Source organism: Psychrobacillus sp. Z16_25, assembly GCF_056856695.1.
This window is the reverse complement of record NZ_JBXEOV010000003.1, coordinates 42241-53848: the sequence shown is the minus strand read 5'-3', so window position 1 is coordinate 53848 and position 11608 is coordinate 42241. Positions and strand designations below refer to the sequence as shown.

Here is an 11608-nt window from a genome sequence, read left to right as displayed (position 1 = left end):
TAATGGACTTAAATAAAAAGTACTCCCCGCAATCATGGCCTGATCATCCCGAGCAGGCTACACTGGAAGGTAAAAACAAGTTTTTAGGCTTCTGGCTATTCCTTGGTGGTGAAACGGTTCTTTTCTCGAGTTTGTTCGCAACGTATCTAGCGTTAAAAAACAAAGGTCCAGAGGGAATGGAATTCTCAACTCAAACATTATTTGAATTACCTTTAGTATTTGTGATGACGATGTTACTATTAACGTCTTCTTTGACAAGTGTTTACGCAATGTATCATCTGAAGAATCATAACTTTAAAGGTACTCAGACTTGGATGGCAATTACAGTTCTTCTAGGTTTAGCGTTCCTAGCATTAGAGATTTATGAGTTTAATCACTATGTACATTTAGGCTTTACTTATGGACAAAGTGCATTCTCCTCTGCATTCTTTACTTTAGTAGGAACACACGGTCTTCACGTTGTGATTGGATTAGGATGGATTATTCTATTACTAATTCGTAACGCAAAACGCGGATTTAACTTGTATAACGCACCAAAATATTATACTGCTTCGTTATACTGGCACTTCATTGACGTAGTGTGGGTATTCATCTTCACAGTAGTATACTTGATGGGAGTTGTTGGTTAAGATGGCACACGACACACAAGTTTACGTAAGATCTAACACGGAATTTGAATATTTAAAGCGCAAAAGAAGAGAAAATATGCGATTACAGGTTACAACCTTCGCTATCATGATTTTCTTAACGCTTATCGCATTTACTGCAGTAGCTGCTGATATGTCAAAATACTTCATTATTCCAATTATCCTGCTTTTAGCAGGAGTGCAAGTAGTACTTCAACTGTATTATTTCATGCACATGAGTGAGAAGGGACACAATGTACCAGCGTTCTTCTTGTACTTTGGCGCATTGATCGGTGCAACATTTGTTATTACGTTCATCACAATCGTTTGGTGGAACTAATAAAAAGAGGCTAAGTGAATTTTCACTTAGCCTTTTTATTATTTAAAAATGTATTCTTTGTATTTTGGTTGCAATGTTTTTAATCGTAACAAGTTACTAAAAGAGAAGTGCTGTTAAAGACAGCTGCATGACACCACCCAACATTTTACTGATGAACCTTTTTTCTGAATTGTCATAGTTCGTTCATTTGATGTTATGGTAGCAGCCCAGTATAATAAGATGGAGCAACGTTTAAAGGAGGGTGGACTATGTCTATCAGCATATTTGGGTTCCAGGCATTGTGGAGTCCGGTATTAATTGGATTATTAGCTTGTATGGCTATTTTATATTATTTAATCACAGTAAAGTGGAGAGGCGATTTTAAGGTCTCTGAACCATTGAAAAAGTCGGAAGCAATCAATTTTACTATAGCACTTGTTTTAATTTATATCGTAAAAGGCTCACCGATTGATTTACTTGCACATATTATGTTTTCTTTTCATATGACACAGATGGCTCTTTTACTCCTATTGGTGCCACCGTTACTGATCAAGGGGATTCCTTGGTGGGTGTGGAAGGCTGTAATTGAACTTCCAGTTGTGAAAAAGATATTTCCTATAGTGACGAAGCCCTTATTGGCTCTTATCGTGTTTACTGCTATTTTTTCGATTTATCATATTCCAATGATTTTTGATTATGTGAAGTTAAATGAAGCACTACATGGAGCATACACATTTGGCTTATTTTTATCAGCTGTGTTTATGTGGTGGTCTGTATTTGATGTAGTGGGAGAAGGTTTGCATGGCTTGAAAAAGATAGGCTTTATTGTGGCGAGTGCGATTCTTATCACACCAGCGTGTGCGCTAATTATATTTTCTGGACATGCCATGTATGAAACTTATACAAATGCGGATGTTTGGTTGAAGGCAATGGAGCTTTGTGTCCCAGTAGATACTTTATCCAGTCTAAACCTATCAGGACCTGAATTGTTCTCTAGTATGACACCTCATGCGGATCAGCAGCTTGGTGGCATTCTTATGAAGATAATTCAAGAGCTAATTTACGCATTTTTCTTAGCTTCGATTTTCTTCAAATGGTCTAAATCAGAAAAAGATAATGCGGACGCAATCACACAAAAGGCATTAGACGATTTAAAAATACAAGCAAAATTTTAATTTCTAAGGAGAATGAAGATGAGTCTTCCAGTTTTACCTACCATTAGTACATTTTTTATCGTACTAAGTGCGGTTTTAGTAGCAATCGGGTGGATATTAGTTAAGCAAAGAAAAATAGATGCACATCAAAAAGCTATGACCCTTGCTGCTATATCTGCCTTAACTTTTTTCATTATCTACGTTTCTCGAACTTTATTTATAGGGAATACGGCATTTGGTGGTCCAGAAGATATTAAAATATATTATACTATCTTCTTGATTTTCCACATTATATTAGCGACAGTAGGAGCAGTTTTTGGACTAGTTACGCTTTACCTTGGCTATAAGGACAATATTAAAAAGCATAGAAAAATAGGTCCTATTACAAGTGTTATCTGGTTTTTCGTAGCTATCACTGGTGTCGCAGTATATCTTCTGCTGTATGTTTTCTATAGTGGTGGAGATACAACATCTGTCTTTAAAGCCATTCTTGGTGGGTAAATCTAGGGTTGTTTCTATTATAAAAAGTGGGGTCTGAATCAATATTTTGATTCAGACCCCACTTTTTTGATTATAGCTTGAAATTTAAGCGAATCATTCCCGCTTCCTTTGCGGTTAAAAAGAGTATGACAATCAAAGGTCCTAGTAAAAAGCCTAGGAAGCCAAACAGCTTTGCTCCAACAAACATCGCGATTAAAATTGCGAGAGGAGATATGCCCATTTGAGAGCCCATTAGCTTAGGCTCGACAGCTCTTCTTATAATGAGCAGAATAATAGCTAATATCGTTAGCTTCGTAGCGAGTATCATATCTCCTGTAATAAAATGATAGATAGCCCAAGGCCCCAGTATTGCTATAGATCCTAATATCGGGATAACATCAATAATCCAAATGACGATTGCCATAATCAGTGCATATTTCGGAGAGATAATAAATAATAGACCAATGAAAGATGCGACAAGAATGATTAAGCTTGCTAGTATCTGAGCCTTGAAAAAACCAATTGCCACTTTTTTCACACTACCTGACATGAAGCGAACCTTATAGGCAGTAGCATCTGATAAGAAGGAAAAAAACTTAACTCTCAGCGTTTCGAGATCAAGCATAAATAGAAATAACGCTATGATAAACACAATAAAATTTACAATAAAACCTGGAATATTGGTAAGTAATGCTGAAATATTAGAATAGCTAAGGAGATCTAGCAAAGCATCTCGCATACTCATTAATATAGAATCCAATTTGTCCTGGATGGTAGAAACAATCTCGGTAGGTAGACCCTCCATATATTTGAATAAATTATTTTGAAAATCAATCCAAAATCCCGTTAGGTTGTTTAGATAATATGGAATCATATTGGATAAATAAAGGAGCTGGCTAATTAACTTTGTAATGACCAAATATAGCAAACCAGAAATGATGGTAATAAAAAAGCTGAAGTTTGCTATGACAGCCGGTTTCCGCTTCCATTTAAATGTCCTTTCCGTAAATTTGACGATAGGTTCAAGGCATATTGCCGTGAGCAAAGCCAATACGATAGGAATAGACGCAGGTAGTATAAAAAGAGCTACAAGAAGGAGTATGAGAATCACCACAGCGTATTTAATATGTTCTTTTTTTATTCGTTTTAATACCATTCTCCATTGCTCCTTTGTGCTTGCTCTTATTAGTATAGACAACATATTCCATTTTGAACGGGAAAATTTCCTTAACATTCCACTTTACGTTAACTTTTAGATACTTATTCTAACCTTTTCCATAAGGACAATATGTATATGGAGAATTTGAGTTTTTTTTTTCTATTAAGTGGGAATGGGTGGTAAAAGGAGTATATTCGATTATAGAGCTTATTCTCGTTCGAGTGGGACTTACTCTCGTTCGTAGAGACTTAATTCTCGTATAGGTGTCGATTACTCTCGGATAGACGGGGTTTACTCTCATTTAGGCCCAATACTCTCGTATAAGGATGGTTTACTCTCGCATACAAGTTATTTACTCTCACTTCGCTTATAAACAGGAATCCTGAATAGTGAGCAAGGATTTTTCGAAGCTAGAGCTTATTCTCGTTCGAATGGGATTTACTCACGTTCGCCAAGACTTTATTCTCGGATAGATGTCGATTACTCTCGGATAGACGAGGTTTACTCTCGTTTAGGACCAATACTCTCGGATAGGGATGGTTTACTCTCGGATACAAGTCATTTACTCTCACTTCGCTTATAAACAGGAATTCTGAATAGTAAGCAAGGATCTTCGATTCGATTCTAGAGCTTATTCTCGTTCGAATGGGATTTACTCTCGCTTGCCAAGACTTTATTCTCGGATAGATGTCGATTACTCTCGGATAGACGAGGCTTACTCTCATTTAGACCCAATACTCTCGGTTAGGGATGGTTTACTCTCGGATACAAGGGATTTACTCTCACTTAGCTTATAATCTAGTTATCGGTCAGGAATCCTGAATAGTAAGCAAGGAATTTTGGTACTGGTGCTTATTCTCATTCGAAACCCGAATAGGCAGCTTTCTCTTGGGTACGACAGGGGGGACAATTATTCGAAGAGAAATAGATATCCAATGCTCAATATCCGGTCTAGTAATAGAGGATGATTTAGAAGAAAAAAAGAAGACAAAGTCCATAATAGCTTTGTCTTCTTACAGGTTATGCATGGTGATTTTCAAATGCTGCAAGTTCTTTGTTTAAAGCAGCTAGTGTTTGTTGGCATGATTTTACAAGGTGGTTAGGGAAGTGCTCGCCTTCTCCATATTCCACACCGTGTGGATAGTAGTGCTTACCAAGAACAGGCTTTAGTAGGGTAATGTTTGCGTCATGAGCGCCTACATCTCCATCTTTTGTGTAACCAAACACGCGAAGATAAAAAGTTCCCTCTTTAATAACATACTTTTTATCGTAAGTCACTCGCTCATAGTCCCATTGACCTGCACGAACTAAACCATGTTCTTTCATTACATCATCAAGTAGATTTAAATCTACTACTCTGTTTTCTATTCCAGTGTTTTCGAAATACATTGCTGTTTACCTCCTTCACGTTCAATTACCTAAAAATACGTTCTATTTTATATTAATTTAAATTTAAGAATGTTGCAATGATAACATTGTCTGTTTATGTAATGACTTGATATACTATGAAGAAGAAACTGTAGGGGGTGGGGGTAATGAAAAATCTATTTCGCATTTTGCTTATAGTAGTATTTTTGTTATTACTCTATATATATTTTGATACTCCGATACAGGAAAATGAGATCATTACTGGCTCAAATAATTACGGACAGCTTATTCCTTTAGAGGAAAATGAAATAGTAGAGACAAATAATATTTTTGAAAGGCCGAAAATCGGACTTTCCACTTTCATTGGGCAGCCGACGAAGCAGGTGGTCGAGGAGTATGGGAAACCGATCAGGGTCGAGCCGTCTTCGTTTGGATATGATTGGTGGGTGTATAATGCTTCTTTTTCTAGTTATATGCTAGTAGGTGTTCAGGACGATAAGGTTACGCAGGTTTTTGCGTTTGGAAATATGCTAGACACGGCTCCCTACCAAATCGGTCAAACTCTTGAAGATATTTATCGTTTTACGCTCGTCTCTTCTGAGATAACGATGACCCTGGATGAGAATATGTATACGTTTTCTCTGAATGAGCAAGATATTCATACTAGAATACTGGTGCAGTTTGAGGACGTGTATGCCATGCTGTATATTGATCAGGAAGATCAAAGCTTAGAGGCTGTTCGGTTTACGGATCCAACTACCTTGCTGCTTCATAAACCTTATGATATTTTGTATAGCGGCTCTGTAGTGGAAACACCGATCCCAAACTCGTCGCTGCAAGCTAAAATAGATATTGAGAATGCTAGACAAGTAGTAGAGATTTCGAATGTCTATCGCTTTCGACATGGTGTAAAGGTGCTTGAATCAGACCCAGCTTTACAAGAGATGGCTCAAACAAATAGTGAAGAGATGGCAAAGAATAATATAGTAGCAAATGAAGGCTTTGAAATTGCCAAGTTTAGTGACAAGCTGAAGGAGTACTCGATTTCCTTCAATAGAGCAGGTGGAAACACTGCAGCCTTTTACTTTGATGCAGGAGAAGCAGTTAACGGCTGGTTGAACTCTAAGGATCATCGAGATACTTTATTAGGAAAAACGTACACCCATACTGGAGTAGGGGTGTACAGTAATTATTACACTCAAAACTTTATTGAACGACCGGGTATGTGGAAGAAAAAGTATGATTATTGATAAATATAAGTTCCGTTACTTTCCTCATATAAGGAGCGAATGTGCAGGGGGACGTTGTGAAGGGCAGCAAAATTTGCTGCTCTTTTTTGTATGACTTCGACGGGTTCATTTATTTTTTCTTGAAGCTCTTCGTAAGTCATAGAAGGGATTAGCTCTACTCCTTCATTGCGAAAGGGGTCTGATGTCATAATACCTGGGACATTTTTATAGAACTCTACTACATCTGCTTGTAAGTAATAGCCATAAACAACCGCTGTTAAGTCGCTGCCTCCTCTACCAAGTGTCGTGAAGTTTTGGGTGTTTTCGGAAACGCCTTGAAAACCTGGTACTACGATGCATTGAAATTCTTGAAATGACTGAAGGATTGCTTCTGTATCTACAGTTTTGATCACGGCGTTGCCGTAATCCTCATTCGTAATAATTCCAGCATTTTTGCCGTATAACATGGTTGCTGGAATACCATCGTTTTTCAGCTCTGCACATAATACAGACGCTGATATGAGTTCCCCACAAGCGGATAATAAATCCGTTTCTACACTAGGAGCAGATGGGGGGAGCAAATCTAGAAGAGTATCAGTAGCATAGCTTTGTCCTCTTCTACCCATGGCCGAGACGACAACTAACACTTGTTGATGAGCAGAAATTGCTTTCGTGATTCTTTCTTTGACTAATTGTCGGTGTTTCTCATCCTGCATAGCAATTCCGCCGTACTTTTGGACTATCATTTATTCAACAACTCTATTCGTGACATTTCAAACACTCCGTTCATACGATACAAGGAATTCATTTTACTGTATGCGATAACAAAAGTTTGGTGTAGGGAGTGAGTGGCTATTTATCCATTAAATGAACTCTTAGTGGGGTTAGAATACAAAATAATAGGGGAACTTCAAAGCCTTGCCATAAATAGATTTATTGATCATTCAAAACAAGTGCAAGATGGGGATGTCTTTGTATCAGAGGCGAACAATCCATCCTTTATTGAAGAAGCAATTAAAAATGGGGCAGTGGCTGTGTTGACGGAGAGATTTATTCCAGATTGTATCGTTCCCCAGATCGTTGTGCCGCATGATATGTGCTTGGTAAAAGATAGGATTGCCTATATGACTTTTGAGCAATATGGAAAGCATATGAAAACCATTGCCGTGACAGGAACAAATGGGAAGACAACCGTTACAACATTTACTGGTCAGCTTCTCATGCAGCAGGGTAAGTCTGTTTGTGTCATTGGTACGTTAGGGGTTTACGTAAACGGAGAGAGGCTAGCAGCAAACTATAGAAGCAATACGACGCTTCCTTTTTATGATTTTATTCAAGTAGTTCGTTATTGTTATGAGCATCAGGTGGATTATATTGTGCTGGAGGCTTCCTCCCAGGGCTTGTTGGATAATCGATTAGGAGGATATCCGATTGATGTAGCAGCCTTTTTAAATATAGGAAAGGATCATCTGGAGTTCCATGGTGGGATGGTGCCTTATAAGAAGGCAAAGGAGCTTCTTGTACTGTTAGCAAAGCATCTAGTGGTGAATGACAACGATGAATGGTGTAGGTCTGTTGCAGATAGAGCGTATTTGCCAACAAAAAGCTTTGGAGAAAGTGCTCATAATGATGTTGTATTTTCAAAAGAGGTCTATAGCTGCGACCCTAGTCGATACGAATTTATTGTGGAGGGAAGAAAGCTGCAAGCAGATATGCCTAACACCGGCTATCATAATGGTTTAAATTTAGCCGCAGCCATTGCTATCTTACTGACACTTGGATATGCATGCGAACGTGTAGAAGCGCTTCAGTTGCCAGCTGGAAGATTGGATAGCGTGAAAAATACGCATGGGGTAGAGGTGCTGGTCGATTATGCACATACACCGGACGCTTTAGAGGCTTGTCTGTCTGCTATTGCCTCTTACGCACGGAAGAATATTTATGTGGTGTTTGGGTGTGGGGGGAATAGAGATAAGCAAAAGAGAGCATCTATGGGGGAAGTAGCAACCAAATTTGCGACAAAGGCTATTATTACGTCCGATAATCCAAGAAATGAAGACCCGAATTTGATCATTGTGGATATTCTAAAAGGGGCCAATCCAGATAAGGTTTTATTAGAGCCAAATCGTAGAGCTGCTATACGCCTTGCGCTTGAAATTGCAGAAAAGGGTGATGTGGTGGTAATTGCGGGTAAGGGTCATGAGAAGGAGCAGATTATCAAGGATGAAATTCTACCCTTCTCAGACTATGAAGAGGTCGCTGCTTACTTTTTAGAGCTTGATGGCGTAATAACAAAGAAGGACCCTGTTGCGTAAGCGATTGTTTTGCCATCAGGCTGTGTAACCTTTGATTCTAAAACGATTGTTTGCTTTCCTTTATGTAAGTAGGAGGAAGTAGCGATAAGCGTCTTTTCTTGGGTTGCCTTCACGTAGTGGATGGTCATGTTCGTGGTTACGGCTCCTTTTCCAAGTGGGCGTAGATCCTTATTCACTAAAAATCCCATTGCGTTATCCAGTAGCGTGGCGATGATGCCACCATGTGGCATGTCAAAGCTATTGTAAATTAAAGGAGTTACTGGCATCGTAATTTTACATGTTTCGCCTTCAAAGGTAGTGTCCATTTGAAGTGCTGCGTTAATATAGGTTGGTGCCACTCCTGTTTGTTTGTTTTGAATGCCTAGTAGAAAGTCTTTGATTAGCTGCTTTTCTACTTCATTTGCATCCTTTAGTGTCTGTTCGAATAAGCCTTGTAATTCAGTCATTTCTTTAAACTCCCAACTTTTAAGGTAATAAGTTTAGCACATTTTCCTCTTTTTCTGTTATGATTAACAGGATTGGAGGTTTACTAAATGATAATGACGAGTGAATGGGCCGATATTATGGACCAGTCAGATGTCTTATGTACGATGATCTTATCCTCTGAGCAATATGACCAATACCTAAATGCACATCGTGCTGTATATACAAATAAGCAGCTTGTAGAGAAAATCTATCAATTTAACAAGCTGAAGGAGCAGTATGAGGATGTTCAACGCTTCGGTAAATACCATCCAGATTATTCAAAGGTCATGAAGGACATTCGTGTAATGAAACGAGAGATCGACATGACGGAGGAGATTGCTGCTTACAAGATAGCAGAGAATGACCTTCAAGACTTGATGGATCAAATTAGCTTGATCATTGGGAAATCTGTTTCAGAGGGTATTAAAGTGCCAGTTAGCAATCCATTTTTCTCCACAGGCTCAAGCTGTGGAACTGGCTGCGGCTCGGGTGGAGCTTGCTCTTGCTCGGCGTAAGCGTCATAAGTATCTGTTCAATAATAGAAGGGCTGTCCCAAAAGGTTCGAAAGAAGGACCTTTCCGGGATAGCCCCTTTTTTATATGCGAAGTTGCATATGATCAAGCTTGAGTGAATTAGCTTCTAGATTAAATGAGGCTGATAGTGATGATTCAATCGATCCCGGCTCAGTACATTTGTTGTCCGGACAGGAGTCTATATATCCTGCAATCCGTTAGCAACCTTTATGCAACCTCTATATTTTAATCAAGCTTTAGCGCATTCATCGCTAAATCTGGTCTGTCTGTAATAATACCCTTTGCTCCATTTTGAATGAGCTTTTTCATCATGACTGGGTCATTAATTGTCCAGTAGTGTACTGGGACATTCAAAGAACCAAGAAATTTTATGAAGCTAGGCATGTCCAATGGAATCATTTTCCAACGAATGGGAATCTGGAAAACATCCGCTCTTGGATGATATAGATGTCTAAATTGGCTTGAATAGGCAGTATAAGCCTTCTTTACTTCTTTCTCTCCTGCCCCTAGTACTACAGTATTCTGAGCATACAGATTAAAGCGGTCAATTTGTTCATCGTAAAAGCTCGTCACCACTACTCTGTCATATGCTTGCTTTTCCTCGATTAGCCTCCAAAGCTTGGATGGCATAAGGCTACCTTCGTAAGTGTCTGGCGCGTCCTTCATGTCAATGTTGACTAGCATTTGTGGATAAGCATCTAGCAATTCACCTAATGTTATGATTGTTTGTCCTTTATCGCGGAAGGAATTCACTCCATCCAGGTCAATAAAATGATAGCCTAAATCAGCAACTTTCAGCTCGTCCAACGTATAGTCGGAAACCTTGCCTGTCATGTCAGTAACTCTTTCTAATGTTTCATCGTGAAAAACAATAATTTCTTCATCTTTTGTAAGACGGATATCAATTTCAAATCCATGGACACCAAGACTTGCGGCTTGTTCAAAAGCTGCTGGTGAACATTCTGGTGCTAATGCCGCTCCACCTCTATGGGCAAGGATGATTGGCTGATCATACTCTAAAGCATCCTTAGGAGGTCGACTGTTAGGCTTTGATAGGGCTTTTGTACCTGCCCAAGCAGCACCGGCAGCTGCAGCAATTGCGATTGCGACATTCTTCTTTTTCCCCATGGGAATCCCCCTTTATGAAATACAGTCAAAATAGCTAATTTTTTTACAAATTGTTATTCTTGTCAAATTTTATTATAGCTAATGTAGAATTACCTGTCAGCAGTATTGCTATCATTTTCTTCCCTATGGTATTCTTTAAGGAAGAAGCGAGGGGAAATTTATGATAGAAAGACAAGGATTAATTGTTTATATAAATCACTTGAAGCAGGCTAAGTCTTTACGGAAATATGGTCACGTTCATTATATTTCGAAAAAACAAAAATATGTAGTTTTATACTGTAATCAGGATGATATTGAAGCAGCTAAACAAAAGATGAACAAGCTACCTTTTGTGCGACAAGTATTGGAATCGTATCGTCCGTTTATTAAAACAGAGTATGAGAATAGTAAGCCTGACAAAGCCAAGGAATATGACTACAAAATAGGCTTATAGCTTTTACTGAAACGGCGGGATTAAATTGTTTAATCGAAGAATCCCGATGACATACTGATAGAATAATCGGGATTCAGCAAACGTCGAGGAATGCTTTACACTTAATTGCACTGGCTCTATTTGTAAAGCTCCAAGCGCCTCCTTGAAGACAGTTAGTCTTTTCGGTTCCAGCTGATTGTTTGTGATTCCTTCTCGACAAATATAAATTGGAAAAAAGTTTGCACTATTGATGGGATTTAAAGCGACTGCAAGAGATATATGCTCTTTTCCAGCGTTCGTAGAGGTGAAGATAAATGCTCGGTGAATACGATCCTTATTCACTCTAGCAAGCTCACAAAGCTCAAATACATCTCCGAATCCCTCACCAAGCTCTATAAATCGTTGTATCATATAAACACT

The 11608-nt window shown here is 38.7% G+C and carries 14 protein-coding genes; 8 read left to right on the top strand and 6 right to left on the bottom strand.

Annotated elements, in window-relative coordinates; all coding sequences use genetic code 11:
* Positions 1–2: 2 nt before the first annotated feature.
* From AC1VU3_RS04805 to AC1VU3_RS04790, 4 genes are all read left to right on the top strand, one after another.
* Complete coding sequence (locus tag AC1VU3_RS04805) at positions 3–629, top strand: cytochrome (ubi)quinol oxidase subunit III (RefSeq protein ID WP_482982928.1); 627 nt, start codon at positions 3–5, stop codon at positions 627–629.
* 1 nt (position 630) lies between these two features.
* On the top strand, positions 631–966 hold the full coding sequence (ctaF, locus tag AC1VU3_RS04800; protein ID WP_482982927.1) for a cytochrome c oxidase subunit IVB: 336 nt from the start codon (positions 631–633) through the stop codon (positions 964–966).
* A gap of 248 nt (positions 967–1214) precedes the next feature.
* Positions 1215–2120, top strand: a complete 906-nt coding sequence (ctaG, locus tag AC1VU3_RS04795; protein WP_482982926.1) for a cytochrome c oxidase assembly factor CtaG — start codon at positions 1215–1217, stop codon at positions 2118–2120.
* A gap of 18 nt (positions 2121–2138) precedes the next feature.
* Positions 2139–2600, top strand: a complete 462-nt coding sequence (locus AC1VU3_RS04790; protein WP_482982925.1) for a DUF420 domain-containing protein — start codon at positions 2139–2141, stop codon at positions 2598–2600.
* 70 nt (positions 2601–2670) lie between these two features.
* Here the strand turns inward: AC1VU3_RS04790 and ytvI are convergent, their stop codons facing one another.
* Together ytvI and AC1VU3_RS04780 are read right to left on the bottom strand one after the other, a co-directional pair.
* Positions 2671–3735: a sporulation integral membrane protein YtvI gene (ytvI, locus tag AC1VU3_RS04785; protein ID WP_480390020.1), complete on the bottom strand. Its 1065-nt coding sequence runs from the start codon at positions 3733–3735 to the stop codon at positions 2671–2673.
* A gap of 1023 nt (positions 3736–4758) precedes the next feature.
* Positions 4759–5127, bottom strand: coding sequence for a YugN family protein (locus AC1VU3_RS04780; RefSeq protein WP_480390021.1), 369 nt, complete (start codon positions 5125–5127; stop codon positions 4759–4761).
* Between the two features lie 146 nt (positions 5128–5273).
* On the opposite strand from AC1VU3_RS04780, the gene AC1VU3_RS04775 reads away from it, so the two are divergent.
* Entirely contained in the window at positions 5274–6356 is a 1083-nt protein-coding gene (locus AC1VU3_RS04775; protein WP_480390022.1) for a CAP domain-containing protein, read from the top strand.
* On the opposite strand, the gene AC1VU3_RS04770 is transcribed toward AC1VU3_RS04775, so the two are convergent.
* Positions 6350–7081 (bottom strand): amino acid kinase family protein, encoded by a 732-nt coding sequence (locus AC1VU3_RS04770; RefSeq protein ID WP_480390023.1) that lies wholly within the window; start codon positions 7079–7081, stop codon positions 6350–6352. The genes AC1VU3_RS04775 and AC1VU3_RS04770 overlap by 7 nt on opposite strands.
* Before the next feature lie 102 nt (positions 7082–7183).
* On the opposite strand from AC1VU3_RS04770, the gene AC1VU3_RS04765 reads away from it, so the two are divergent.
* Positions 7184–8650 (top strand): UDP-N-acetylmuramoyl-L-alanyl-D-glutamate--2,6-diaminopimelate ligase, encoded by a 1467-nt coding sequence (locus AC1VU3_RS04765; RefSeq protein ID WP_482982924.1) that lies wholly within the window; start codon positions 7184–7186, stop codon positions 8648–8650.
* On the opposite strand, the gene AC1VU3_RS04760 is transcribed toward AC1VU3_RS04765, so the two are convergent.
* A complete protein-coding gene (locus AC1VU3_RS04760; RefSeq protein WP_482982923.1) occupies positions 8599–9096 on the bottom strand; it encodes a PaaI family thioesterase in 498 nt (165 codons plus the stop codon). The genes AC1VU3_RS04765 and AC1VU3_RS04760 overlap by 52 nt on opposite strands.
* An 87-nt stretch (positions 9097–9183) precedes the next feature.
* On the opposite strand from AC1VU3_RS04760, the gene AC1VU3_RS04755 reads away from it, so the two are divergent.
* Entirely contained in the window at positions 9184–9630 is a 447-nt protein-coding gene (locus AC1VU3_RS04755) for a YlbF/YmcA family competence regulator (protein ID WP_480390026.1), read from the top strand.
* A gap of 243 nt (positions 9631–9873) precedes the next feature.
* Here AC1VU3_RS04755 and AC1VU3_RS04750 read toward each other — a convergent pair whose 3' ends face one another.
* The gene (locus AC1VU3_RS04750; RefSeq protein ID WP_482982922.1) at positions 9874–10776 is read right to left on the bottom strand and encodes a glycerophosphodiester phosphodiesterase family protein; all 903 of its coding nucleotides are present in this window, start codon (positions 10774–10776) and stop codon (positions 9874–9876) included.
* Between the two features lie 160 nt (positions 10777–10936).
* Between AC1VU3_RS04750 and AC1VU3_RS04745 the strand changes: the two genes are divergently transcribed.
* A complete protein-coding gene (locus tag AC1VU3_RS04745; protein WP_480390028.1) occupies positions 10937–11209 on the top strand; it encodes a YlbG family protein in 273 nt (90 codons plus the stop codon).
* Positions 11210–11212: 3 nt separating this feature from the next.
* Here AC1VU3_RS04745 and AC1VU3_RS04740 read toward each other — a convergent pair whose 3' ends face one another.
* On the bottom strand, positions 11213–11599 hold the full coding sequence (locus tag AC1VU3_RS04740) for a DUF7147 family protein (RefSeq protein WP_480390029.1): 387 nt from the start codon (positions 11597–11599) through the stop codon (positions 11213–11215).
* Positions 11600–11608 lie beyond the last annotated feature (9 nt).

Bases quoted from the DNA above. Each gene is read 5' to 3' on its own strand.
- AC1VU3_RS04805 (WP_482982928.1), top strand. From the start codon at position 3: ATGGACTTAAATAAAAAGTACTCCCCGCAATCATGGCCTGATCATCCC.
- ctaF (WP_482982927.1), top strand. From the start codon at position 631: ATGGCACACGACACACAAGTTTACGTAAGATCTAACACGGAATTTGAA.
- ctaG (WP_482982926.1), top strand. From the start codon at position 1,215: ATGTCTATCAGCATATTTGGGTTCCAGGCATTGTGGAGTCCGGTATTA.
- AC1VU3_RS04790 (WP_482982925.1), top strand. From the start codon at position 2,139: ATGAGTCTTCCAGTTTTACCTACCATTAGTACATTTTTTATCGTACTA.
- ytvI (WP_480390020.1), bottom strand. From the start codon at position 3,735: ATGGTATTAAAACGAATAAAAAAAGAACATATTAAATACGCTGTGGTG.
- AC1VU3_RS04780 (WP_480390021.1), bottom strand. From the start codon at position 5,127: ATGTATTTCGAAAACACTGGAATAGAAAACAGAGTAGTAGATTTAAAT.
- AC1VU3_RS04775 (WP_480390022.1), top strand. From the start codon at position 5,274: ATGAAAAATCTATTTCGCATTTTGCTTATAGTAGTATTTTTGTTATTA.
- AC1VU3_RS04770 (WP_480390023.1), bottom strand. From the start codon at position 7,081: ATGATAGTCCAAAAGTACGGCGGAATTGCTATGCAGGATGAGAAACAC.
- AC1VU3_RS04760 (WP_482982923.1), bottom strand. From the start codon at position 9,096: ATGACTGAATTACAAGGCTTATTCGAACAGACACTAAAGGATGCAAAT.
- AC1VU3_RS04755 (WP_480390026.1), top strand. From the start codon at position 9,184: ATGATAATGACGAGTGAATGGGCCGATATTATGGACCAGTCAGATGTC.
- AC1VU3_RS04750 (WP_482982922.1), bottom strand. From the start codon at position 10,776: ATGGGGAAAAAGAAGAATGTCGCAATCGCAATTGCTGCAGCTGCCGGT.
- AC1VU3_RS04745 (WP_480390028.1), top strand. From the start codon at position 10,937: ATGATAGAAAGACAAGGATTAATTGTTTATATAAATCACTTGAAGCAG.
- AC1VU3_RS04740 (WP_480390029.1), bottom strand. From the start codon at position 11,599: ATGATACAACGATTTATAGAGCTTGGTGAGGGATTCGGAGATGTATTT.